Consider the following 25,396-nt stretch of genomic DNA (forward strand, 5'->3'; position numbering starts at 1 on the left):
AAAAGCATGGCTCAATTCAGTATCATTAAAGATTTTTCTATTAGCTCCTGTTGGAGCTTATTGTTGTTAGTCGTCTGCTCTATTTGGTTGTAATAATGATTCATGTTGCTCTAGTTGATGATCACGTCATCGTGCGTTCAGGTTTCGCACAATTATTAAATTTAGAAAGTGATATTACCGTTGTTGGTGAATTTGGTTCTGTCGCAGAAGCGCGCAAAGGGTTGCCTGCGGTACACCCACACGTCGTCATCCTAGATATTTCCATGCCAGATGAAAGCGGCTTAAACTTTCTTAGCGAAATACCAACTGGCATTGCCTGCGTGATGCTTAGCGTGCATGACTCCCCTGCGATGGTGGAAAAATCACTAAAGCTAGGTGCAAAAGGCTATCTTAGTAAACGCTGTAGCCCAGACGAACTTATTCAAGCCGTGAGAACCAGTGCTTCTGGTGGCTGTTACCTCACATCAGATATTGCACTTAAACTTGCAACGCCTAGCGACAACACCACCTCTCTATGCCAACTGACAAAACGTGAGAACGAGGTATGTCAGCTACTTGCGACCGGGTTGGATGTAAAGTCTGTCGCGGCAGAGCTTGGCTTGAGCCACAAGACCGTGCATGTGCATCGTGCGAATGCCATCGACAAACTCGGCGTGAAAAACAACGTTGAGCTCGCCAAACTATTTTCTCAAGAGTCCTTTTAATGCGAGCTTACGCTGTTACTACCATTTGCGGACTATTTGTTATGGCTTGCGCTTGGTTTTGCTTGTGGGTGATTGCCTATTACTTTGTCAATGATCCCGAGCTGGCGATCTTATTGTTTCCTTTCGCTTTACGATTAGGTGTCGCCCTACACACTCGCACCGCTTATTGGCCAACGATTTACCTTTCGGAGTGGGGGCTTTCCATCGCACTTGCGATGTTACTGGGTCAACCGCAGTGGCTTACCGTGCTGATTGCGAGCATTGCCAGTATCCCGGTCACTCTGATTGCGAAAAAATACTACTACGGAGACCAAAACCGCCATTTAGCCGTGATGAGCGCAGTCATTATCATTAGCGCGTTTATTAATGTGATGGCCGTTGGTTTTCACGTTCCTTCGGTTTACATGGTATGGCTGGCTAGCATTTCTGGAGGCTTGCTCGTGGTGCCTATGTGCTACTTGTTATGGAGTTATTTGTTCCAAAGTCGTTGGTCTCCGCTTAGCTCTCTCCTACTTAGTAATACCGTTGTATTTCAGGTGCGTCATATCGTGCTTTATGCGCTGCTTTTGATCGGCAGTATTTTGGTGCAAACCAGTTTGCCTGAAGAGCTAAAACGATTTGCGCCATTTTGTATGGCGATTCCAATCATCGTGCTTGCTCTGCGTTACGGCTGGCAAGGTGCCCTACTCGCCACCATGCTCAACAGCATTGCGCTGATTGCGGCTCGCAGCGGCGTATCAAATCTAGAAATCACCGATTTGTTATTATCTCTCTCGGCGCAAACCATCACCGGCATTATGCTCGGTTTAGGGGTTCAGAAACAAAAAGACCTCAATCACAAACTGCGCGGCGAACTTGCACGCAATCAGAATTTGTCTCGCCAGCTTATCAAAGCGGAAGAATCCGTAAGACGCGATATTGCGCGCGAGCTACATGACGAAATCGGCCAGAACATCACGGCAATCCGCACACAAGCCAACATCATTAAGCGGGTAAATAACACAGAAACACGCGTGGGTTGCGCCGACATGATCGAAGGGCTTTCCCTCAACGTGTACGACACCACTAAGCGACTGTTAAGCAAGCTAAGACCAAAAATGCTGGATGATTTGGACTTAAAAGAATCCGTCGAGCAACTAACGCGAGAAATGGAGTTCGCCAATCACGGAACCAACGTTCAACTGAACTGGCAGGGCGATTACACCAGCCTGAGTGACACGCTCAAAGTCACCCTATTTCGTTTATGCCAAGAGTCATTGAATAACGCCGCCAAATATGCAGAAGCGCAGTTGATCAGTATTGAACTGACGATCGGAGAAACGGCGGTGTCACTAATGATTCACGATGATGGTGTCGGTTTCAAAGTTCAGGACAGCATGAAAGGCATGGGCGTTCGCGGCATGCAAGAGCGTGTGCACGCGTTAGGTGGAAAAATGGTTATCTACTCCACCAGCGATCAAGTGATCGGCACACAAATCAGCATTACTTTACCTAAGGTGTAACTCAAGATGTTTGGATTTTTACGTTCACCTAAATTTACTCAACCGAGTCTGAGCAACGAGCAAATCGACCAGCGTTACCACCATTGGCGTTTGCACATTATGTTGGGAATGTACATCGGCTACGCAGGTTTCTACTTTACCCGTAAGACCTTTAACTACGCCGCACCAGCTATGATTACCGATCTTGGCCTAGACAAAGGCGATTTGGGTCTTATAGGCACGCTTTTCTACATCACCTACGGCTGCTCGAAGTTTATTTCTGGCACGATTTCGGATCGCTCTAACCCTCGTTATTTCATGGGGCTAGGCTTGATTGCGACAGGTCTGGTCAATATCGCGTTCGGCTTTTCTAGCTCACTCGCGGCTTTCATCACTCTGTGGATCTTAAACGCGTGGTTCCAAGGCTGGGGCTGGCCTTCATGCTCCAAGCTGTTAACCACTTGGTATTCACGCTCTGAGCGTGGCTTCTTATGGGCGATTTGGAACACCGCACACAACGTTGGTGGCGCGCTGATCCCTGTTTTGGTGGGCTATTTAACGTTGCACTACAGCTGGCGTGAAGGCTTTATTCTACCCGGCATCATCGGTGTATTACTCGGTCTATTCGTTTGTTGGCGATTGCGCGATAAACCCACAACAATGGGTTTACCAAGTGTCGGACAATGGCGCAACGACGCGCTAGAACTTGCGCAAGAAAATTACGGACGTGGCCTCACCTACCGCGAAATTCTGAAATCGTACGTATTTAACAACAAATACATCTGGCTGCTCGCGTTCAGTTATGTGTTGGTTTACATAGTCCGAACCGCAATCAATGACTGGGGAAACCTGTACTTAACCGAGCAGCATCACTATAGCCTGATTAACGCCAACGCTGCCCTTTCTATGTTTGAAATCGGCGGTTTTGTTGGTTCATTGGTTGCGGGTTGGGGCTCAGACAAACTCTTTGGCGGTAACCGTGGGCCAATGAACTTGCTGTTCGCGATTGGGATTTTCTTATCTGTCTCCGCGCTTTGGCTGATGCCTCTGACCAACTTTGCATTCCAAGCGGCGGGATTGTTCTCCATCGGCTTCTTTGTCTTTGGACCACAAATGCTAATCGGTATGGCGGCGGCTGAGTGCTCTCACAAAGATTCTGCCGGCGCGGCAACAGGATTCGTGGGCTTGTTCGCCTACATGGGCGCAGCATTGTCTGGCTATCCACTGGCGTTAATTCTTGAAGAATATCATTGGACGGGTTTCTTCATCACCATTTCAGTTTGTGCAGCCGTCATTGGCCTTTTGTTGCTGCCATTTTTGCAAGCGCAACCATCACGAAAACCACTCGAACCAAAACCTCGGTTGTAAATCGACTTATCGCCCTTCGGGCAAATTGGCGAGTGACCTAACCGCGCTCGCCATCCTTATTTAACGTATCTCTGCTCAATTTTTCTTCCGATTCAGTTCGGAGGGTTAACTATGGGAAAAATTCATGAATTTGAACACTATTTCATCGCATAGCTTCTTTCAAATGAACAACAAAATCCAAAACTACGCTTGGGGAAGCACCTCTTCTATTCACGATTTGTTTGGCTTTTCTAACGAAACGAATGAGCCTCAAGCAGAAGTATGGATGGGGACTCACCCAAACGGCTGCTCTGAAGTTCAGATTGAGCAAAACACGCTGCCTTTGTCTGAACTGATCAAACAAAACCAACCCGCTTACTTATCAGCAGAAACCGCAGCGAAATTTGGCGACCTGCCCTTTCTGTTTAAGATCTTAGCGGCCGAACACGCACTGTCGATTCAAGTTCACCCAAGTAAACAAGATGCTGAAATAGGTTTCGAAAAAGAGCAAAGTGCTGGCATCCCACTAAACGCGAGCCATCGTAACTACAAGGATCCAAATCACAAGCCTGAGTTGGTATACGCATTGACAAGTTACCAAGCCATGAACGGTTTTCGCTCGTATGCCGAGATTATTGAGGCATTTAGCCTTTGTGATATCGATGAGCTACGTGCGCCATTAGATGCATTCAAACGCGAAATCAACTCACAAGGTTTGCGAGATTTCTTTGTGCACATTCTGACCATGGAAGGCGAAACGAAAGAAAGAGCACTGAAACAGCTTCTTACCCACGCTTCACGTCAATCGGAGCAAGGCACTGACAGCGACGTCTTCCAGCTCATCTTGGATCTATCCACTCAATATCCCGGCGATGTCGGCTTGTTTGCGCCTTTACTGTTGAATGTCATCACGCTGCAGCCTGGCGAAGCGATGTTCCTGAGCGCAAGAACGCCACACGCTTACATTAAAGGTACGGGATTAGAGATCATGGCGAACTCAGATAACGTTTTGCGTGCAGGACTCACGCCGAAACATATGGATGTTGAAGAACTGGTTAAATGCACAGATTTTGTGCCTAAGCCTTTTGACAGCCTTGTTTTAGAACCCAATGCCAATGGTTGCCAGAACCTTTACCCCGTTCCAGTCGCAGACTTTAGTTTCAGCATTCTTAACCAACCGAATCACGACGTGGTTGAGGCAAACAGCGCAGAGATTTTGATGGCGATTGATGCCGAACTGACACTCATCAGTGATAACGGTGAGACGTTAACCGCCGCGAAAGGACAATCTGTATTTGTTCCTGCTTACGTTGGCCATTATCGCATTCAAAGTGCGGGACGTGTGGCTCGCGCCTTCAACTAGTTTTTGAATAACTGATTCAAACTAACGTCTGACCCAAGGGACTGGGTTAGACAATTTATTCCTTTCATAGATTGAATCATTCCGCTTTTAAGGCACTCATGCTTACACCTTGTCGAATCCAAACACCTACAGGCCAGTTTCTCTAAGAGCCATAACCTCCCGGATCTGCCATTTACTGCAACATTCATTGTCAAACCCCATTTATGTCCGGTAAATTCGTCGCTCCAATATCAAATCACTTGGATAATAAAGGCGCTTGCACAGTGGTATTTGTTGCAAAACGTATAATCAACGTTGTAATCAAAGCCCCAATCACTACAATCTCTGGTTCGATTTTTCAGTTAACGTTTGTATGCCGAAGTTAAACCAAGATAACCCTGTTCAAAGCTCCGCCCTTTCCGATATCGAAACCAGCAGCAAGATTCAATCGGCATTAGAACCGAAGTTTCACAAGCCAGAGAAACGTCTCTGCTTAAGCCCTGGCCTATCGGATAAGCATTTAGCGCGCCGTTGGCAAGTACTCGAACAAGTGACCAATAAAGATCATCTCCTTGATCCTTTCACGCAATCACATTGCGACGCTTACTCCAACAACATCGAGCACTTCATTGGTACTGTCAATGTGCCGGTCGGCATCGCAGGCCCTTTGCGCGTCAACGGCTTGTATGCGAACGATGATTTTTTGGTTCCGCTCGCAACGACAGAAGCCGCGTTAGTCGCTTCCTACAACCGTGGCGCAAATCTTATTACCGCCGCTGGTGGCGCGAGCGCATTGTTGCTGAGTGAAGGGGTGAGCCGAACGCCAGTGTTCGCCTTTAACAACCTTGCCGATGCGGGTCAGTTCGTCAGTTGGGTGGTGACTCAGTTTGAGGCATTTCGTCAAATTGCGGAATCCACCACCTCACATGGCAAACTCAAAGACATCAATGTAAATATCGAAGGAAACCATGTTTATTTGGTCTTTGAATACGTGACTGGTGACGCTTCCGGACAAAACATGGTGACCATCGCAACAAACGAAGTGTTCCATCATATTTTGGCGACCAGCCCAATCAAACCAACTCAAGCCTTCTTGGATGGCAACTTATCAGGCGACAAAAAACCAAACGCGCACACACTGCGCTCGGTACGCGGTAAGAAAGTATCCGCCGAAGTGACTATTCCTGCTGAGTTGGTGGAGAAATATCTGCATACAACGCCGGAGTCTATGGTTCAATTTGGCAAAATGACAACGGTGGGCGGTTTACTCAGCGGGACAATTGGCGTCAACGCGCATTACGCAAACGCCCTTGCCGCGCTGTACATTGCTTGTGGTCAAGATGCCGCTTGCGTTGCAGAGTCTGCCATTGGTATCACTCGTATGGATGTGGACGCTCAAGGCAACTTGTACGCGTGCGTGACCTTGCCAAACATCATGGTTGGCACGGTTGGCGGGGGTACTGGCCTTCCAACGCAAAAAGCATGTTTGGATATTTTGGGTTTGCACGGCAACGGCAAAGCGAAAGCCTTAGCCGAAGTCGCAGCTGCGCTTTGTCTGGCTGGCGAACTCTCGATTGTGGGCGCATTTTGTGCCGATCACTTCTCCCGGGCTCACCATAAACTTGCTAGAAAATAATCCTTTTACTTTGTACAAGAGAACACCCATGCGGTTTTCTCTTGTGCCAATAAAGCAACTTTATTTATTAGCTCATAAATTAGTTTAAGTTATATTGCAGACTCAATGATTACACCACTCTCACGTTGACCGCATTATTGCAGTATCACCACACATTCCTCGCTATATCACTGTTTGACCCTATTCTCACACGATATTAAATATCAGTACGTTACCTAAATAAATATCAAAAACATCTAGCACTAAAGTACCAAATTCATAGATTGAGTTTTTTGTTAGTCACTTATAGAGACTATACTCGTTCCTGCAGCTACTTGATTTTTCTAAATTTATTATTTAGCTCAAATGAGCTTAATCACTCCCGTTAAATGGATTTAAGTCGTTCCCTCGGGTAAGCGAGTTAACTATGAGACGTCAGAAACAGAATGAAATCTCTTGTTGGGTACTAGGGTTGATTATCTTATTACTAAGTTACGTCCCTTCAGTACCAGCAGAAATGGAACTAACGCCCTCCGATCAAACCGTTGCGCGTTTCCTCTATCAGAGCACTTTTGGGCCAACACCAACATTAATTGATGAGGTAGAAGAAGTCGGGATGGAAAGTTGGATATCTCAACAAATCTACCTTCCTGCCACCTATCATCAACCGCTCTATCGGACACCTTTTTCCAAAGGCGCACAATCCAATCGCGAAAACGCTTGGTATCAAATTGTTATTACTGCTGATGATCAACTCAGACAACGCATGGCGTATGCATTAAGCCAGATCTTAGTGGTCTCTCGCTATGGCGGTGTTCTTTCCAGTAAGCCCACTGGTCTAGTCGACTACTATGATGTATTGATTGCTAACGCTTTTGGCAACTACCGAGATTTATTATATGACGTTTCCATTCATCCTGTTATGGGCAGCTATTTGTCCATGCTCGGGAGCGCAAAAGAGAACAACACGACGGGTGCATTACCTGATGAGAACTTCGCTCGAGAGTTGATGCAGTTGTTCACCCTAGGCTTGTATGAACTGAATATCGATGGCAGTAAAAAGCTTGATCGTACAACGGGTAAGCCTATCCCCACATATACCCAAACGGATATTCAAGAGCTCGCTCGAGCATTAACTGGGTGGAAAAATGCCGATTTAGCGTTTGTCGAACCGATGCGAGTCATCAGCCACCGACACGATGATGGCGAGAAACGATTGCTTGGTAACACAATTCCTGCTGGTTTAACTGCGCAAGAAGAGCTTTCAAAAGTGATCGATATTTTGATGTCTCATCCAAACATGGCGCCGTTTGTTTCTAAGCTACTTATCCAACGTTTTGTAACTTCGAATCCAAGTCCGGAGTACATCGCACGTGTTGCTTCGGTATTCAATAACAATGGCAAAGGAGAAAAAGGAGATTTAAACGCGGTCATTCATGCCATCTTGCTCGATTCTGAGGCTCTAGGCATGACAGATACCCCGCCAATAAAAGTGAAAGAGCCAATACTGGTCCTAACTAATTTTCATCGAGCAGCGGGTTTTACAATCAAATCTACACGTTACGAAGACGCTACTACGATGATGAATATCGCCAATCAAGGACCTCTTCGTTCTCCTTCCGTATTTAATTTTTACTCTCCTGATTACCAACCATCTAACGAGTTTACGGAGTCTGGTATTAGCTCTCCGGAGTATGAGCTACTGAACTGGTCTGTTTATACCGATTTGGTCAACTATATGTTGACCAGCACTCGCAGAGGCGGCGGTGATTCCTACACTCTCGATCTCGGCGAGTTTTATCTTCTTTTGGATGATCACGATGCCTTAGTCGAGCTGGTTAACGCACGCTTCTTTGCTGGAACGGCCTCGGCGGAATTAAAAAAACTCATGCTCACCGTGTTAGATGAATATCGTGAGGACTATGTGCCAACAACAAAGCTCGCCTTGGTGATTTTTACCGCCATTTCCGGCGATGAATTCTATATTCAGGATTAGGAGTGGATTATGGATATTTCACGACGACATTTTATAAAAAGCACTGCATCGATGGGCGCTTTAGCTTCGCTTGGTCTACCGGGTTATTCTCTCGCGGCGCCATCCAATGACTTTCGAGCATTGATATGTGTTTATTTAGCAGGTGGAAACGATGCGTTCAACACTGTACTGCCGTTGTCTGACGCGCACTATAACCAATATGCCAAAGTCAGAGGTGCTCTTTCTGTCGCCAAAGACGACATACTCCCTATCAATTTGCATACCGCCGATAGCTCGGATAATCTGGTAGAACTTGGCTTACACCCCAAACTAAAGGCGCTGTCTTCAATTTTCGAACAAGGCGATGCCAATATCGTGCTCAATAGCGGCATTCTCAACCATCCCGTTACAAAACAAGCGATTGAGCTAGGTGAAGCGTCACTTCCCGAGCAACTGTTTTCCCACAATTCACAAACTGACGCTTGGTTACTTGGTGGTATGCAAGAATCTAGCAACTTGGGTTGGGCAGGAAGAATGTTGGACGTATTAACTTCTGAATCAGAAATAACCCCACTATACAGTGTGCACGGGAACTCGCTTTGGTTACGCGCGATGGAACACCGCCAAACCGTGCTGAAAAAAGACCGTGCGGTTCAGCTTACCGCGATTGATAACCCGCTATACAAGGGGATCTATGACCAACTGCTTTCTCATCAAACAGAGAATCCGTTTAGTGGTCACTTTAATTTGATGGTTGATGAGTCGATGATGATGAGCCGTGTGCTAAGCGAGCAACTCAATCATATTGATGACGCGCCGCTGTTCACCTCATCAACACTCGGCAAGCAGATGCAAACCGTCTATAAATTGATCGCAAGCCAAGATGTGTTAAAGCAGCAACGACAAGTCTTCTTCGTTAAACACTCTGGCTACGACCTACACGATTCTCAATTAGTTCGACACTCCGTACTACTCGAAGATCTAGCAACTAACCTCTTAGCAATGTATCGCGCGATTGCGCGGTTGGGGCTAAACAAGCAAGTCACTTCTTTTACAATGTCTGACTTTGGTCGACGGATGACAAGCAACGGTAACGGCACCGATCACGGTTGGGGTGGTCATCAACTATTGATTGGGGGCGCGGTGAATGGTCAGCGACCTATCGGCATATGGCCTGAACTAGTATTGGGCGGAAACGATGACTATTCTCAAGGTCGACTCATACCCCAAATTGCAGCTGATCAAGTGGGCTCAACCCTCGCGCAGTGGATGGGTGTGAGTGATAACGCGGCACTGGAATACGTGTTCCCGAATATCCGCAACTTCGCTAATTCAAACCTTGGTTTTATGGCTTAAGCTGCTTTAATAAGCTCTTATTTAACATGTCATGAAAAAGGGAGCATTTACGCTCCCTTCTCAATATCATTCCCGCTGAGTGTCCGTTACGCTTCGTCGCGACGGCGCTCGTTACACAGCTTAATGGCACGCTCAAGTAATTCTAGCGCGGATTGCTCACATTCAGGCAGAGCCGCATCACTTTCACCAATTGGCGTTACGCGGTCACCCCATTTCAATACTGCCGCACCCCATGTCAAACCTGCACCAAATGCAGCAAGAAGCATGTTATCACCTGGGTTAACTCGGCCTTGCTCTACCGCTTCACATAATGCAATTGGCACCGTCGCTGCAGAAGTATTACCGTAGTTTTGGATGTTCACAAACGCTTTGTCGTGTGGGATCCCAGATAGGTCACATAGGGTTTGAATAATACGAATATTCGCTTGATGGGGAATAACAACGTCGATTTGGTCGGTAGTTAACTGTGATGCTTTAAGCACGGTTTTCGCAGCTAGCCCCATGCCTTTTACCGCACGTTTGAAAATTTCTTGTCCTACGAAGTTGAAATCCCAGTAACCGTTGTCTTCCGCAAAACGGTCCATACAAGTACCAAACTTTGGTACGGAAAGAATATCGCGACCTTTAGCGTCACAACCAATTTGAGATTGCAGTAGACCCGTTTCTTTTTCTGTTCTTGATAACACAACGGCGCCCGCTCCATCACCAAATAGAACAGCGGTATCTCGCATGGCCCAATCGATGTAGAAAGACAATCTTTCCGCGCCAATAATGATCGCGTTGCGATAGTTACCTGATTGAATCAAACGTGTGCCCGTTTCAAGGCCGTAGACAAATCCCGTACATGCGGCATTTAAATCAAAGGCCGCCGCAGAACGAATGCCCAAGTTCTGCTGTATTTTAGATGCGATGTTTGGAATAAGTGAATCCGGAGAACAAGTCGCCACAATGATTAAATCAACGTCGCTTGCGTCAACGCCCGCGCGCGCCAATGCGTGTTTGGCAGCAACGGTTGCCATGTCTGAAGTATTTACATGGCTAATACGGCGGTTTTCGATACCGGTGCGGGTACGAATCCACTCATCTGAAGTATCAAGGAAAGTGCTAAGATCATCGTTAGAGAGCACGGCAGGAGGAACACATTTCCCCCAACCTGTAATTTCAGCGTAGTAATTTGTCATCGCAGACCTATTTATTGTTGTATTTTAATAAAATTTCTTAGAACCTTAGGCTCAAATACAAACCTGCTCTGCGTTATTTCGGCAGGTTAAAAAATAAGTATACAAATAATGAGGCTGACTGGTAAGTCATGTTTTCATCAATACGTAATAAAGGAAGAAGTCATGTCATCGTTTAAAACTCGCTGCCCTTCATGCGGCGGTCTGAATCGTGTCCCTAATGAGCGTGTTGCAGAGTCTGCAACTTGCGGTAAATGTAAAAGTGCACTTTTTGATGGCGCGCCTATCGAAGGAACGCAAGATAACTTTTCTGCCCTATTACAAAGTGATACGCCTGTTGTCGTCGACTTTTGGGCCCCTTGGTGTAATCCGTGCGTCGGTTTTGCCCCTGTTTTCTCGGATGTCGCTCATGAACAAGCAGGAACGGCTCGTTTTGTAAAGATTGATACAGAAGCACAACAAGCGCTCGCTGCACAATTTGGCATTCGAAGCATTCCTACCATCATGGTTTTCAAGAACGGTCAACGCGTTGATATGATCAATGGTGCGCTACCGAAAAGTCAGTTTGATCAATGGTTAAATCAAGCACTTAATAAGTAATTCTCCACGCCAACCTCACTGGTAGGTTGGCGTTTTTATGCAACTTATCGACCTATCTATTTAACAAATATTATTTGTCGAAACGACTTAAATTAATCATTTTACTTGCCTAACTATTAGCCTCATATTCGCGCCGAATAACCCATAGATTTCATTTAACTTATAGGCGCAAAACAGTGGAAAACACAGTCGTTCCTGCAGCATCACCACGAGTTACAGTTCCAGTCGTCGCACTGTCTCTTTATGCGGTGGCTTCGGGCTATTTAATGAGCTTGATCCCTCTCATGCTCGGTGAATACAACATCTCAGCAGATTATGCGAGTTGGTTGGCGAGTGTTTTTTATGGCGGCTTATTGGTCGGCGCGATGTTTATTGAGCGTGTCGTGCGTCAAGTTGGTCACCGTAAAGCGTTTATTGGCTGCTTAGCGGCATTCTCGCTAACGATTGTCACGCTACCCGTTTTTGCTAATGGGTTAGTGTGGCTTGCTGCTCGTTTTATCGCAGGTATTGCCGTTGCGGGCGTTTTTGTCATTGTTGAATCTTGGCTAATGTCTGGCGACGAAGCATCACGTGCAAAACGTTTGAGCTTGTACATGCTATCGCTTTATGGCGGTTCTGCATTAGGCCAATTTGGCATTGGTGTACTTGGCGTAAGTGGCGGTGTTCCGTTCATTGCAATCACAACGCTGATCCTAATGGCGATGTTGGTGCTGATGTTTATTGAGTGTGAACAACCAAACAGCCATGAATCAACCGCTTTGTCATTTAAGCAAATTGCCAAGCTAAACCACGCTGCAATTATTGGTTGTGTTGTATCAGGTTTGACCTTAGGCGCGATATACGGATTAATGCCTGTTGAGCTAACTAACCGTAAAATCAACCATCAAGACATTGGTACATTGATGGCACTAGTGATCCTAGGTGGCATGTTGGTTCAACCAATGGTGACCACATTGAACAAATACATGAGCCGCACAGTGCTAATGGCGTTCTTCTGTATTTTGGGTATTTTTTCGATCGGTTTGACCTTTATTTCATCGTCAGCCGTGGTATTAGCTGCTGCATTATTCTTTTTAGGTGCCGCTACTTTTGCCTTGTACCCAATTGCGATCAACTTAGGTTGTGAAGGACTTGATGAGCGCTTTATTGTCTCTGCCACACAAGTCATGCTGTTCAGCTACAGCATTGGCTCTGTTGCTGGCCCGGTTGTGGCTGATAAATTTATGGGCCAAGAACATGGCTTACTAGGCTACTTGTTTGCCGCTTTGGTTGCGACTGGCGTATACATGCTACTTGCAGCGAGCAAAACTAAGCAGCGTATGGCCGCTGGCCTCTAACCACGCAACTTCTACTCAACGAAAACGAGGGCATGTCGCCCTCGTTTTTTATTCTTCGCTTTTTTGTTTAGATAAACGTTTGTGACGGTTTGACGCGTTCGCTGCAGGTTTTTCCGGTACCGCGCGCTTTTCATGAAGTAAATGACGAACCGCCAAGATGGGATGTTTCAGTAGCATTCTGGGGCCAGAGTAACGCATCACCAAACGCATTTGCTCTTTCGGATCCGGTTTATAACAGTGAATCGGACACTTGTTACACGTCGGTTTATTCTCTCCATAAGGACAGCGGTCAAGACGAACTTCTGCGTATTCAAGCAGCTCACGACATTCTGAGCACAAGTCACTTTTTGTTCCATGGTGATCGTGACAGTAAACCTCTACCATGGCTTTTACCGTCTTAAATTCAGTGGCGAGCTTGCCAAGTAAAATATCGCTCATGAGCTTCCAAAAATCACAACGTCATTGTGTAAAGTTCTAACGTTCGACCATTATCGTATTGCTGCTCAACTCGTTCAAACTCAAAGCCCAGTTTTTTGAGCAAACTTATACTACGAATATTGTCATTGTTGGTGATGGCAGCCAACTTATCGAGTTTCATTCCCTCTCGAGCATATTCCAGCACCGCGGTTGCCGACTCGACTCCGTAGCCGCAACCATAAGCAGAAGGTAAAAAACCATACCCAAGATCGTAGTGTTGCAATGTGTCACGTTTAACTAGCCCACAAATACCGATCGGTTGTCCATCGTCTTTTTTCTCTACTACGAGTAAACTCACACCTTTAACTTTTTGCATGCGTAGCATGTTTTCTTTTATATAACGCGCCGCTTCATATTCAGTACGAATTTGTTTATCTCCGACAAAAAGGTAAAAGTCTGGGTGGTTATAAAGTTCTAATATGAATGGTGCATCATCTACACTCACAAGACGTAGTATCAAACGTTCAGTGATCAGTGTTTTCATTTGGACTCCATTAAAACGCGAGAGATGATTGGACATAGAAACGTACTTGAATCTTGCGACCGACGTAAGGGCTTATTTAGTTGTAACTTGATAAAAAAATAACTATCCTGCCCCGCTAAATTAAAGGACCACCACCATGAACCGCAAGAAGAAAATCAATCAGATCTTAAAAGCGAAGCAGAAGAAGCACAACGCTAAGCTACATAAGAGCAATAAGCCGCGTTATATCTCCAAAGCTGAACGTGCAAAAATGGAAGCTGAAGAGCAAAACCAAGCCTCGGAAAGCACGGAAAATGTTGTAGACACAGTGCCGACAGATCAAGCCTAAAAGAAAAGCCGCTTTATGCGGCTTTTTTGTTTATTGTACGGAGAGAATTGACTTTAATATTCAACACTGTAGTTCAGTGTGAATGTGCGACCTCTTCCTTTGTAGTCGTAAGCTGCTGCATCGTAGTGTGCCGCATAAAGAATCTGCGCACGTTGACCCCAAGCGGTTGTGTAGTCTTCGTCAAATAGATTTTGAATACCAAAGCCTAACTGCCCAACAGGTAGTGTTACATTACCCAGAAGATCAAACGTGGTGTAGCCCTCCAACTTATTGTTGGCGTCATCTTCGTAATCAAACATCGTCTGACTTTGTAGACGAATCGAGTACGAATCTTGGTAGTATGCAGCCCATGCATTAGCCTTAGACGTACTGGCTTTACCTGCGCTCAAATCTTCCCATTTACCATCGGTTTTCAGCTCAGAAACTACGTAGTGTCCTGATGCCCCTAACAGGATATCGCGGGTCACCCAGTAATTGATGTTTGCTTCTGCACCGTAAACACGCTGCTCGTCGTCAACATTCGTAATCAACAACGTTTTTCTATCATACTTGATGGAGTTGTCTGAAAGCGAGTAATAGCCTGCCGCCTGAAGCGCAAGAGAGTTGGTATCAAGACGGTAACCGATCTCATAGCTGTCCGTTTTAATACCTGACATTTTTGAGTCAGACACATTAATGCTGTTGTTCAACGCATAATGACCGTTTGCATCCACAGCATCATAGCTGCCTTGACCATAGTACTTCGCAGGGTCAGCAAGTTCGAAACCTTGGGAGAAGTTTGCCCAAAGTTGAGATTCATCATTAATCTGATAAATGGTGCCCAAATTAAACAGACTTACAGAGTAGTCGGAGCTGCCACCTGGTACCGCATCCGCTGACACCCCCTTACCCGAGGCAATCTTCTTTTGTACGCTATAGGCAACAAAGTCATCAATCTTATTGTCCATGTATTGATAGCGGTAACCTGCTTGAACGGACCAATCTTGATTAATTTGATAGTCACCTTGAACAAACATTGCGTAAGACGTTACATCTACACCTGGGTAACGACCAACTTCGGCGTACGTTTTATTAATCAAGTTTCCAGAGTTGTTTGCAATGCTTGGATCGAATAGAGCTTGATTGCTCTCAAAACGGTCTAAATACGCATCAACACCATAAACAAGGTTGAATGATTCCCAGTTTTTTGCCAGTGCCAAACGTCCAGCAAAAACCTCTGTCTTTTGCTGAGAAGCACCTTGGTAATAAGGAGTAAACGTTTGGTCTTCACTTCGGTAAGACAACTCGCCAATCAGTTGATGACCGAATACGCTGTCGTGAGCGTAGTTCGCGCTTAAGAGAACTCGCTCTGTACCGTGTTCACGATCGGAATCGAATCCCTCTCGTACATCAACAAATTTATTGTTAACAATGTACAAGCCGTATGGCGAATCTTGCTGGCTGTCATAGTATTGTGCGAGAAGGTTTAACTTGCTGGCTTCGGAGATTTGAATCTCTGTCGATCCCATTACATCAAGCGTCGAGTTGTATTGCAGAGAGCCTTGGGAGATATCTGGCGTGACAATGTCGCCATTTGCGTCAAATGCGCCTTGTGTTTCGGTGTACACAACCGAACCCCTAGCGGCAATTCGATCGTTACCACCGGAGATAGACTGAGCTAGTTTGTAATCAAAGTCATCGCTGCTGTTAAAACCTGTAGTGCCACTGACATACGATTCAAACGATAAGTCATCGGAGTAAGCTTTCTTGGTGATAATGTTGATAACACCACCTGTAGCGCCAGCACCATAAATGGAGGTTGCACCAGATAGTACTTCAATTCGCTCGATGTTGAATGGGTCAATCGCATCAAGCTGACGACTAATTGGGCGAGAAGACTGCAGTGAGACACCATCAATCATCACCAACATCGCTCTGCCACGCAGGTTCTGGCCGTAGTTAGTTCGACCACCCGTACCAACGTCTAGCGAAGGAATGGTCGCAGAAAGAATGTCACCAAGTGTCTTGCCCGCGCGATATTGTTGAGCAATTTCCTCTTGCCCTACAAACCAAACCGTTCCTGGAATATCAGAGATCGATTTCGGCATCACACTGCCCACGACCACCATTTGTTCATCACTTGGTGTTGATGTTTGTTGAAGTTCTTCCGCAGCTATTGAGCTAACTGCGTATCCACTGCTCATCGCAAGTACGATGAGATTAAGAGAAAACGTCCTTTTTATCATTGTATTTATCTTTTTGTTGTCAACAAGAGCATGCAATGATACTTATTCTCACTCTCAAATCGAGCACTGTTACATAAGTTAACCAAATGTTAATTAGGATTATGCTTGCTCATAAGCTGTCGATTTTTTTCTAAACGAGGACAATCTTCACAAAGCTTTCTGCCTTCACACTTATAGACTAAACAACAGCTTTTTCTGACCAATTTTAGCGGCTGATCCAGTGACGTCTCATAAAGTGAATGACTACTGTTGGCATCTAAACCCAATGCCTGTAACCACAAGATGGCATGCTCACGCAATGTCGTGTTGGTCATTTGCGGAAAACGCTGTTGAAGACGAATCAAACAAGCCATGATCCCATCCGACATCAATTGATGAGTGAAACCTGGGCGAATGCGCGTCCATTGACTCATTTCTTGTTGGTAGAAATCGAACAACTCTCGAATTTGACGTCCGGCCTCTTTTATTAATTCTTCTGGCTTACCATGTATATGTGTTTCGTCAGCGAATCGATATCCAGACACAAAACAAGGCTTGAGGTGCTGCGCCATCTCACGAATGTTTGGCAACGTGTGGAAACCGTAAATAGAAATGAACGCAACATAAACAGGCTGCCAACACAACAAATCCCACGTTCTCGTCAACCAATACGCTTTTCCCGCTTCCGGATGAGCCTCAGACAACTGTTGGTAAAGGCCTTGAATGATCGGATTGATATCATTTTCGATATGAATAACTTCTTGCCCTATTTCGCCAATATCACCGTGAAGGTAAGGCGTAATCTCACTCGAAGTTTGAAATAGTTGCGGGAAAAATTGCTCAGACATGATGGTTTATTGTTGGTGTAGTCATTCTGACACCTTTATACCCAACCACTAATCGCAATGCAAACTATTATCTTTTGTATTCACATAACAAAAACCTATTCTCATCTGTGGTCTCTGTCTCTATTTTCAAGCTCTTTGCGCCCGTAAGGTCTGGTTACGTATGCGATGAATAGCAACAAACTCTTAAACCTCTTCGCATTTAGCGCTGACATGATCGCAAAAATACACAGCATAAAAACACCCTGATAAAACTGTGTTAACAGTTTCCCTGTGTAGCGTGAGTTATTGCCAATAATTGAATATTGCTGTTTCTTATCCAAAGGAGTGTGAACAACATGAAGTATTTTCTTTCTGAATATCGGGACAATGTAATTAAGTAATTTGGCTATATAGCCCCCTGTTTTGAATAAGGAAATCCACATGTTGTATCTTGAGTTTCTATTTTTGCTCGTGATGCTGTATATCGGCTCACGTTATGGTGGTATAGGCCTTGGGGTCGTATCTGGTATTGGTTTGGTGATTGAAGTCTTCATCTTTAAGATGCCGCCAACCTCTCCTCCTGTCACCGTCATGTTGATCATTTTAGCGGTGGTAACATGTGCTTCCATTCTTGAAGCCGCTGGCGGTTTGAAATACATGCTGCAAGTTGCCGAGCGTGTGCTTCGTAAGAACCCAAAACGCGTCACCCTGATCGCTCCTTTTGTTACTTACTTTATGACCTTCTTGCTCGGTACAGGTCACGCGGTTTACTCCATCATGCCAATCATTGGCGACGTTGCACTGAAAAACGGCATTCGTCCGGAACGTCCAATGGCAGCCGCTTCCGTCGCTTCGCAAATCGCGATTACGGCCTCTCCAATTTCAGCGGCAGTGGTTTACTACTTGGCACAACTCTCTGATATTCAGCACGAGATCACTCTGCTTTCTATTTTGCTCGTTACTGTTCCAGCGACGCTATTCGGTACGTTGCTGATGTCACTTTACAGCCTAAAACGCGGTAAAGAACTGGAAGACGATGAAGAATACCAAGAGCGTTTAAAAGATCCGGTGTGGCGTGAAAAGATCCTCAACACCACTGCAACGTCTCTTGATGAAGTGCTACCAACAAGTGCTCGTAACTCTGTGTTGCTGTTCATCGCGTCTATCTTGGTTATCGTCGTTATCGCGATGTGGCCGGACATTCGTACCATCGTAGATGGCGCGAAACCAATCAGCATGGCCGTTGTGATTCAAATGATGATGCTCTGCTTCGGCGGTATCATTTTGCTTGCAACCAAAACTGATCCACGTGACGTACCAAACGGCGTAGTATTCAAATCAGGTATGGTGGCTGCCATTGCTATCTTCGGTATCGCTTGGATGTCAGATACTTACTTCCAATACGCAATGCCTCAGTTCAAATCTGGCATCGTTGAGATGGTAACCAACTACCCTTGGACGTTCGCGCTTGCGTTGTTCATTGTGTCGGTTGTAGTGAATTCTCAAGCAGCGACTGCACGTATGATGTTGCCTGTCGGTCTTGGCTTGGGTCTGGATCCTGCACTGCTTATCGGCCTAATGCCTGCGGTATACGGTTACTTCTTTATTCCGAACTACCCTTCAGATATCGCGACAGTGAACTTCGATACGTCAGGTACCACTAAGATTGGTAAGTGGTACTTCAACCACTCATTTATGTCGGTAGGTTTGATTGGTGTGATTGGTGCTTGCTGTCTGGGCTACTTGTTAGGACAAATGATCATTCCTTCATAATTAGCCAAATCAACAATAAATTAGAGGCGAGTCATTGTACGTTAGCGTACAGCCTGAATGACTCGCCTTTTCTTTGTCACGTTAGTTATTACAGTAAGAAGTCATCATCAATCGCGACAAAGTTATCTGCACAATCAATCAGAGTTTGGGATGTTAGCTTAGGCACACCATAAACGGTCACCGTTTTATTGAAGCGCTGCTGAATTCGTTCCACTAGCAGACTAAAGTCCCCATCTCCAGAAACGAGAATCACTTCCTCAACTTCAGGGGCAATTTCAATCGCATCAAGAGTAATACCGACATCCCAGTCGCCTTTCGAGCTGCCGTCACGACGCTGAATATAGGGTTTAAGCATTACCTCGAACCCAACACCGCGTAAAATGTGATGAAACTGACGCTGTTTTGGATCGTTACTCGCGATGGCATAAGCACGAGCACTCACCACCTCTTTCCCTTGCGTCGCAACATACCAAAACTGGTTGTAATCAAAATTACTGCGATACGCTTCGCGACAGGTGTAATACACATTCTGTACATCAACCAAAATGGCGATCTTTTGTTTTCTTTCTGAATTCATCTTTTCTACGCTTGATTTATTTGCTGCCTACCCTAAGTCAGTTTTGAAAAAAGCACAATGAGCCAATTCCACTAAACTTAACGTATAAACGGTATTTGGGTTTCTAGGGGAACTGTCATGGGCGGAAAGTTACTAGTGATACTACTTTCTTGTATCTTGTCATCGACAGCATTCGGTTATCCAGCACATTCAAAGTACTGGCCGCATCGGAGTGTGCTTTACTTCGCTCCAGAAAACGATGAATACGTTAAACAATTCTTACTAGAAACACTCATGAATGAGTGCGAGTTGGAAGACAGAGACGTGGTCACATTAGTCATTACAGAACAAGGTTACACGTCTCCAGCTTGGCTCAAAGAAGAGTTTGATTTGAAAATGCTTGCCAAGCTGTATGAAATTGAAAAAGGCTCACATACCGCAATTTTACTGGGTAAAGATGGCCAAGAGAAATACCGATGGGGCGCAGAAACGGATTGGCCATTTATCAACAACTTGATTGATCAAATGCCAATGCGTAAGCAAGAAATGCAGAGACGTCACAGCCCCTGCAAAATCTAACCATTAGACGAACTTATTTTCTAAACCAGTCTAGTTTGTTGTGCAACTGAGTCACGCTGCCAACGACGATCAATGCTGGACTGTTCGCCTTCTCAGCCATTTCAGAAAGTTCGTTCAGTTTTCCTTGGAACACGCGCTGCTCTGGGCGCGTACCGTTTTCAATAATGGCGCATGACATCTCAGGATCTAACCCATGAGTGATCAGCTTATCCATAATATGGCCGCTTTGCTTCAACCCCATATAGAACACAAGTGTGTTGTTGGATTGCGCTAGTGAATGCCATTCAATCTCACGACCATCTTTTTGTACATGACCAGTGATAAATTGAACGCTTTGTGCATGGTCGCGGTGTGTTAATGGAATACCAGCATAAGCCGTCGCGCCCGCCGCCGCCGTAATACCCGGAACCACTTCGTATTTGATGCCAAATTCGGCTAGTTCTTCTAGCTCTTCACCACCACGGCCAAAGATAAATGAGTCCCCACCTTTTAGGCGCACAACGCGTTTACCTTCTTGCGCTTTTTGTACCAAGATTTGGTTAATTTGATCTTGAGGTACACAGTGAAAGTCCAGTTTCTTGCCTACATAGATCATCTCAGCAGATGCTCGAGCCAGTTCAAGAATGTCTTTCGACACCAATCGGTCATACACCACAACTTCAGCCGCTTGAATGGCTTTCAAGCCTTTTACCGTCAGCAAGTCTGGATCGCCCGGGCCTGCACCAACTAGAGAAACAAAGCCGCTGTTTAAAGATGAGTTCGCAGTAGTCATATCAACGCCTATCGGAAATTTGGATATAAAGAGTAACACTCACGTTATTAACTTAAGGTTTAAACTACCCCAAGGAGTTATTACTTTTTATAGCTAAATCAATATAATATCTATTGAAAGTTAAATGAGTTGAATAGCCCCACCCGCAAAAGATAGGGCCATATAAAGCGGTTTATTTTGCGATTGCAGGTTCTGCTTTTACTTCTTCTTCAACTACGCAGATAGAAGGCGCTGTTTTCGCATGAGTTAGATACAGTGGCAGACAAGTCATTACAAGACCACCAACGATGTTACCTAAGATGGTTGGGATAAGGTTGAAGTTCAACCAAGTCGCGATACCAAAATCCGCACCTAAGATCATACCCAGTGGGAATAGGAACATGTTTACTACTGTGTGCTCGAATACTAGCGCGAAGAAGATGAAGATTGGGAACCACATCATCGCTACACGACCAGATACCGAACGTGCCGTCATGTTGCCGATCACGCCTAGGCACACCATTAGGTTACAGAAGATAGCGCGTACAAAACACGTGATCCATCCGTCCATGCCCATGTTTTCGAAACCAAGGCTACGGGCAGTCGATACAGCGACAAACTTCTTCGCTACCGCGTTGAGCTCTAGAGAGAAGTTACCGGTTAGAGAGATTGCCACTAGGTAAGCCACAATTAGAGAACCAATCAGGTTACCCAAACCTACCAATCCCCAGCAACGGAAAATACGACCCCAAGTGATACCCGGACGGTTAGCAAACTTAGCCAAAGGCGCAAGACCAAAAACACCTGTGACAAGGTCGTAACCCATCACACTGAGAATCACAAAGCCCACAGGGAAAACAAGCGCCCCCACAAGGCCAATGCCCGTTTGTACAATCGCGGTAATAGCAACCACCACTGCAAGAGATAGAATAACGCCTGCCATCGTGCCACGAAGCAGAAGATCTCGAGTGCTGGTATTAATTTTCGCTTCACCCACGTTGATCATGGTTTGCACGAATTCAGCAGGTTTAAAGTCTGTAGACATGAATGTGTCCTTATTCAAAATTGAAAGTTAAAAAGTTAAAGATTGAATAGAGAAAGGCTTCCCGTTGACACCCACTGCTGTCGACATCATCTCGCTTCCCTGTTCCCCTAAGATGACGCTTGGAAAGCCTTTGTCTATTGAATCTAAGTACTCAGTGCATTCCCTCCCCTTAAGGAGGAGGGAATGCAAACCAAGCTTATGCAGAAATTTCTACTTCACCGTTGGTTACGCGCGTTTTGTACGCTTTCACGTTAAAACGCTCGTCTTCCATGCACGCACCTGTTGTCAGGTTAAAGCGTTGCTTCTTAAGTGGGCTTGCTACCCAAAGTTCGCCTTGGTGCTCACAAATCAAACCGCGAGAAAGCACGTTTGATTGGAAGAACGGGTCTGTGTTGCTGATCGCCAGCACTTCTTCTGCTTGTGTTGGGCGGAATACTGCAACTTGCTGACCATCAACCAGTGCACAAACGCCAGTGCCCGGTACGATGTCGTTGATTTGGCAAATCTTTTCAAATGACATGTTCAACCTTCCCTTATGCTTCAGTGATCGCTACGTGTAGGATGTCGCCTTTCGCTTCAGGATGTTTCTCCGTGAAGGTCGCTGGACGGTGCTGTTCGCGCTCTTGAACAAACACAACATTGTCATCGCGCTTGTCAGAGTTGATGAAGTGTGCGAAACGAGTCAGTTGTGATTCGTCATTGATGGTTGCAGTCCACTCACATTCGTACTCATCTACAAGCTTCGCTACGTCTGCTTCTAGTTGAGCGTTAATGCCAAGTTTGTCTTCAACAATCACTTCGCGTAGGTAGTCAACGCCACCTTCCATGTTTTCCATCCAAACGGATGTGCGTTGTAGTGGCGCAGCAGTACGGATGTAGAACATCATGAAGCGGTCGATGTACTTGATTAGCGTTTCTTTATCTAGGTCGCTGGCTAGTAGGTCTGCGTGACGAGGTTTCATACCGCCGTTACCACATACGTACATGTTCCAACCTGCGTCAGTCGCGATGATGCCAAGGTCTTTACCTTGTGCTTCCGCACACTCACGAGTACAGCCAGAAACACCGAACTTCATCTTATGAGGTGTACGAATGCCTTTGTAACGGTTCTCAATATAAGAGCCTAAACCAACAGAATCTTGAACGCCGTAACGACACCACGTTGATCCAACACAGGTCTTCGCCATACGAAGTGCTTTTGCGTACGCTTGACCTGTTTCGAAGCCAGCGTCGATAAGCTTGCGCCAGATCTCTGGAAGATCGTCTTTTTGAGCACCGAACAGACCAATACGTTGAGCACCGGTTACTTTGGTGTATAGGTTGTATTCTGCAGCAACGTTCGCTAGTGCACCCAGTGCTTGAGGTGTAACTTCACCACCCGCCATACGTGGGATTACGGAGTAAGTTCCGTCTTTTTGAATGTTACCTAGGAAGTTATCGTTCGTGTCGTGCAGCTTAACCAGTTGTGGCTTAAGAATGTGCTCACCCCAGCAAGAAGCCAAGATAGAACCAGCCAGTGGTTTACAAACTTCACAGCCGTAACCTTTACCGTATTTCTCCAGAAGCTCATCAAACGTTTTGATCTCTTCAATACGGATTAAGTGGAACAGCTCTTGGCGCGAGTAAGCAAAGTGCTCACACACGTCGTTCTTCACTTCGATACCAGATTTAGCAAGCTCAGCATTTAGAACAGACGTCACTAGAGGAATACAACCACCACAGCCTGTACCTGCGCCAGTCACTGCTTTGATGTCGCCCAATGTATGATGACCATCAGCAACCGCTTGAGCGATCTTGCCTTTGGTTACATCGAAACATGAACAGATCACCGCGCTTTCTGGTAGAGCGTCTGCACCTAGTGCTGGTTTCTCAGCGCCTGCGTGTGCAGGAAGGATCAAGGCATCTGGATGCTCTGGTAGGTCGATTTCGTTCAACATCAATTGAAGCAGATCGCCGTAGTCAGACGTATCACCCACGAGTACTGCACCTAGCAGCTTCTTGTTGTCTTCAGAAACGATAAGACGTTTGTAAACTTCTTGCTCTTCGTTTTGGTAAACGTAACTCTTACAACCTTCAGTACGACCGTTCGCGTCACCGATTGAACCTACTTTTACACCAAGAAGTTTCAGCTTCGCAGACATATCAGCGCCTTCGAATTTGCTTTCTGTGTTACCTAGTAGGTGATCAACCGCAACGGTCGCCATCTTGTAACCCGGAGCAACAAGGCCGTAGAACATTTCATTCCAAGACGCACACTCACCAATCGCGTAGATGTTCTCATCTGAAGTCTGGCAGTGGTCGTTGATGGCAACACCGCCACGAGGGCCAAGTTCTAGCTCCATTTGGCGTGCCAGTTTGTCTTGTGGGCGAATACCCGCTGAAAATACGATGAAGTCTGTTTCTAACTCAGTGCCGTCAGCAAAACGCATAACGTTGCGAGCACTTTTACCTTCTGGCGCAATCTCAAGCGTATTTTTGCTAGTATGAACGTTCACACCCATACGCTCGATCTTTTGACGAAGTTGGTTACCACCAGCAAGGTCAAGTTGCTCAGCCATCAGCTTTGGTGCGAACTCAACAACGTGCGTTTCTACACCCAATGCTTTTAGTGCGCCTGCCGCTTCAAGACCGAGTAGACCACCACCGATAACCACACCTGATTTGCTGTTTTTCGCACACGCTTCAATCGCTTTTAGATCTTCGATCGTGCGGTAAACAAAACAGTCTTTGCTTTCGTGGCCTTTGATAGGCGGGACAAATGGGAATGAGCCTGTAGCAAGAATCAGCTTGTCGTATTGAACTTCACGACCAGTGCTTGAGTAAACAATGCGGTTTTCACGGTTAATGTTAATCGCACGTTCACCGATCAACATATTGATGCCGTGTTTCTCGTAGAAGCCTTCTTTCACTAAAGAAAGTTCATCTGCAGTGTGGTGAGAAAAGTAAGAGGAAAGGTGCACACGGTCGTATGCGACACGAGGTTCTTCACAGAAAACGGTAATCTCCATATTAGAGATATCAGCTTTCTCGACTAAGTCTTCAATATAACGGTGCCCTACCATACCGTTACCGATGACTACTAGCTTCAACTTGCTCATTATAATTCCTAAGGGTTAGGTTCTTATCACTGAGCTCATTGTTAATTGTGAAAGAAAATTAATACATGATGTAAATCAATTACAATTTCAAACTACCCTAAAGGGGTAGATGAACGTTTTTATCTTGATATTGAAGAATAAAAGGTAATTTATTAACGGATGTTGGTAGTTTTTACAAAATGAGATAACCGCAGTCATGCTCACAAAGGGCTATACAGTTTTGGCTTTTACAGAATGGCAATGATTGTCGAGTTAAACCACGCTAACGATAAACCCTGCTTTGTTTAAAAACAAAGCATTCGTTTTAACCTAGCAGTTTCAAGGCTATTAAAGGTGAAC

The 25,396-nt window shown here is 45.6% G+C and carries 22 protein-coding genes; 12 read left to right on the forward strand and 10 right to left on the reverse strand.

Annotation, left to right across the window (positions count from 1 at the left end):
- Nucleotides 1-95: 95 nt before the first annotated feature.
- The 7 genes from uhpA to L3V27_RS03965 all read left to right on the forward strand — a co-directional run bounded on the left by uhpA (nucleotide 96) and on the right by L3V27_RS03965 (nucleotide 9,820).
- Nucleotides 96-704, forward strand: coding sequence for a transcriptional regulator UhpA (uhpA, locus tag L3V27_RS03935; RefSeq protein WP_005376090.1), 609 nt, complete (start codon nucleotides 96-98; stop codon nucleotides 702-704).
- The gene (uhpB, locus tag L3V27_RS03940) at nucleotides 704-2,206 is read left to right on the forward strand and encodes a signal transduction histidine-protein kinase/phosphatase UhpB (protein WP_237311061.1); all 1,503 of its coding nucleotides are present in this window, start codon (nucleotides 704-706) and stop codon (nucleotides 2,204-2,206) included. The genes uhpA and uhpB overlap by 1 nt, the downstream gene beginning before the upstream one ends.
- A gap of 6 nt (nucleotides 2,207-2,212) precedes the next feature.
- The gene (locus L3V27_RS03945; protein WP_237311063.1) at nucleotides 2,213-3,553 is read left to right on the forward strand and encodes an MFS transporter; all 1,341 of its coding nucleotides are present in this window, start codon (nucleotides 2,213-2,215) and stop codon (nucleotides 3,551-3,553) included.
- Between the two features lie 124 nt (nucleotides 3,554-3,677).
- On the forward strand, nucleotides 3,678-4,895 hold the full coding sequence (manA, locus tag L3V27_RS03950; protein ID WP_237311064.1) for a mannose-6-phosphate isomerase, class I: 1,218 nt from the start codon (nucleotides 3,678-3,680) through the stop codon (nucleotides 4,893-4,895).
- A gap of 352 nt (nucleotides 4,896-5,247) precedes the next feature.
- Nucleotides 5,248-6,510, forward strand: a complete 1,263-nt coding sequence (locus L3V27_RS03955; RefSeq protein WP_237311066.1) for a hydroxymethylglutaryl-CoA reductase — start codon at nucleotides 5,248-5,250, stop codon at nucleotides 6,508-6,510.
- Nucleotides 6,511-6,916: 406 nt separating this feature from the next.
- Nucleotides 6,917-8,485 carry a DUF1800 domain-containing protein gene (locus tag L3V27_RS03960; RefSeq protein WP_134645694.1) on the forward strand — a complete coding sequence of 523 codons (1,569 nt, stop codon included), beginning with the start codon at nucleotides 6,917-6,919 and terminating at the stop codon, nucleotides 8,483-8,485.
- 9 nt (nucleotides 8,486-8,494) lie between these two features.
- Nucleotides 8,495-9,820: a DUF1501 domain-containing protein gene (locus L3V27_RS03965; protein WP_237311068.1), complete on the forward strand. Its 1,326-nt coding sequence runs from the start codon at nucleotides 8,495-8,497 to the stop codon at nucleotides 9,818-9,820.
- Nucleotides 9,821-9,906: 86 nt separating this feature from the next.
- Here L3V27_RS03965 and L3V27_RS03970 read toward each other — a convergent pair whose 3' ends face one another.
- Nucleotides 9,907-11,001, reverse strand: a complete 1,095-nt coding sequence (locus L3V27_RS03970; RefSeq protein ID WP_005394577.1) for a ketoacyl-ACP synthase III — start codon at nucleotides 10,999-11,001, stop codon at nucleotides 9,907-9,909.
- 162 nt (nucleotides 11,002-11,163) lie between these two features.
- Here L3V27_RS03970 and trxC point away from each other — a divergent pair, with 162 nt between their 5' ends.
- Nucleotides 11,164-11,598: a thioredoxin TrxC gene (trxC, locus tag L3V27_RS03975; RefSeq protein WP_005394579.1), complete on the forward strand. Its 435-nt coding sequence runs from the start codon at nucleotides 11,164-11,166 to the stop codon at nucleotides 11,596-11,598.
- Between the two features lie 176 nt (nucleotides 11,599-11,774).
- Entirely contained in the window at nucleotides 11,775-12,935 is a 1,161-nt protein-coding gene (locus tag L3V27_RS03980) for an MFS transporter (RefSeq protein WP_012842235.1), read from the forward strand.
- Between the two features lie 48 nt (nucleotides 12,936-12,983).
- Here the strand turns inward: L3V27_RS03980 and L3V27_RS03985 are convergent, their stop codons facing one another.
- Both L3V27_RS03985 and L3V27_RS03990 read right to left on the reverse strand, forming a co-directional pair.
- Complete coding sequence (locus L3V27_RS03985; protein ID WP_005394584.1) at nucleotides 12,984-13,373, reverse strand: nitrous oxide-stimulated promoter family protein; 390 nt, start codon at nucleotides 13,371-13,373, stop codon at nucleotides 12,984-12,986.
- 13 nt (nucleotides 13,374-13,386) lie between these two features.
- Nucleotides 13,387-13,896 (reverse strand): GNAT family N-acetyltransferase, encoded by a 510-nt coding sequence (locus L3V27_RS03990; RefSeq protein WP_237311070.1) that lies wholly within the window; start codon nucleotides 13,894-13,896, stop codon nucleotides 13,387-13,389.
- A gap of 136 nt (nucleotides 13,897-14,032) precedes the next feature.
- On the opposite strand from L3V27_RS03990, the gene L3V27_RS03995 reads away from it, so the two are divergent.
- Nucleotides 14,033-14,224: a DUF2986 domain-containing protein gene (locus tag L3V27_RS03995; protein ID WP_012842232.1), complete on the forward strand. Its 192-nt coding sequence runs from the start codon at nucleotides 14,033-14,035 to the stop codon at nucleotides 14,222-14,224.
- A 53-nt stretch (nucleotides 14,225-14,277) separates the two neighbouring features.
- Here L3V27_RS03995 and L3V27_RS04000 read toward each other — a convergent pair whose 3' ends face one another.
- Together L3V27_RS04000 and L3V27_RS04005 are read right to left on the reverse strand one after the other, a co-directional pair.
- Entirely contained in the window at nucleotides 14,278-16,449 is a 2,172-nt protein-coding gene (locus tag L3V27_RS04000; protein ID WP_237311072.1) for a TonB-dependent receptor, read from the reverse strand.
- A gap of 89 nt (nucleotides 16,450-16,538) precedes the next feature.
- Nucleotides 16,539-17,276, reverse strand: a complete 738-nt coding sequence (locus L3V27_RS04005; RefSeq protein ID WP_203347404.1) for a siderophore ferric iron reductase — start codon at nucleotides 17,274-17,276, stop codon at nucleotides 16,539-16,541.
- Between the two features lie 420 nt (nucleotides 17,277-17,696).
- On the opposite strand from L3V27_RS04005, the gene L3V27_RS04010 reads away from it, so the two are divergent.
- Nucleotides 17,697-19,028: an anaerobic C4-dicarboxylate transporter gene (locus L3V27_RS04010; RefSeq protein ID WP_005394592.1), complete on the forward strand. Its 1,332-nt coding sequence runs from the start codon at nucleotides 17,697-17,699 to the stop codon at nucleotides 19,026-19,028.
- Nucleotides 19,029-19,116: 88 nt separating this feature from the next.
- On the opposite strand, the gene L3V27_RS04015 is transcribed toward L3V27_RS04010, so the two are convergent.
- Nucleotides 19,117-19,605 (reverse strand): NYN domain-containing protein, encoded by a 489-nt coding sequence (locus L3V27_RS04015; protein ID WP_005394594.1) that lies wholly within the window; start codon nucleotides 19,603-19,605, stop codon nucleotides 19,117-19,119.
- 117 nt (nucleotides 19,606-19,722) lie between these two features.
- On the opposite strand from L3V27_RS04015, the gene L3V27_RS04020 reads away from it, so the two are divergent.
- The gene (locus L3V27_RS04020; RefSeq protein WP_012842228.1) at nucleotides 19,723-20,163 is read left to right on the forward strand and encodes a DUF4174 domain-containing protein; all 441 of its coding nucleotides are present in this window, start codon (nucleotides 19,723-19,725) and stop codon (nucleotides 20,161-20,163) included.
- A gap of 13 nt (nucleotides 20,164-20,176) precedes the next feature.
- Here the strand turns inward: L3V27_RS04020 and cobA are convergent, their stop codons facing one another.
- The 4 genes from cobA to nirB form a co-directional block, all read right to left on the reverse strand.
- Nucleotides 20,177-20,935, reverse strand: coding sequence for a uroporphyrinogen-III C-methyltransferase (gene cobA / locus L3V27_RS04025; RefSeq protein WP_237311074.1), 759 nt, complete (start codon nucleotides 20,933-20,935; stop codon nucleotides 20,177-20,179).
- Nucleotides 20,936-21,107: 172 nt separating this feature from the next.
- Nucleotides 21,108-21,959, reverse strand: coding sequence for a formate/nitrite transporter family protein (locus tag L3V27_RS04030; protein ID WP_065646042.1), 852 nt, complete (start codon nucleotides 21,957-21,959; stop codon nucleotides 21,108-21,110).
- 196 nt (nucleotides 21,960-22,155) lie between these two features.
- Nucleotides 22,156-22,479, reverse strand: a complete 324-nt coding sequence (gene nirD / locus L3V27_RS04035) for a nitrite reductase small subunit NirD (protein WP_046875391.1) — start codon at nucleotides 22,477-22,479, stop codon at nucleotides 22,156-22,158.
- A 13-nt stretch (nucleotides 22,480-22,492) separates the two neighbouring features.
- The gene (nirB, locus tag L3V27_RS04040) at nucleotides 22,493-25,057 is read right to left on the reverse strand and encodes a nitrite reductase large subunit NirB (protein ID WP_237308620.1); all 2,565 of its coding nucleotides are present in this window, start codon (nucleotides 25,055-25,057) and stop codon (nucleotides 22,493-22,495) included.
- Nucleotides 25,058-25,396 lie beyond the last annotated feature (339 nt).

The sequence above is a fragment of the Vibrio sp. J2-3(2022) genome, assembly GCF_021725735.1.
Classification (GTDB): Bacteria; Pseudomonadota; Gammaproteobacteria; order Enterobacterales; family Vibrionaceae; genus Vibrio; species Vibrio diabolicus.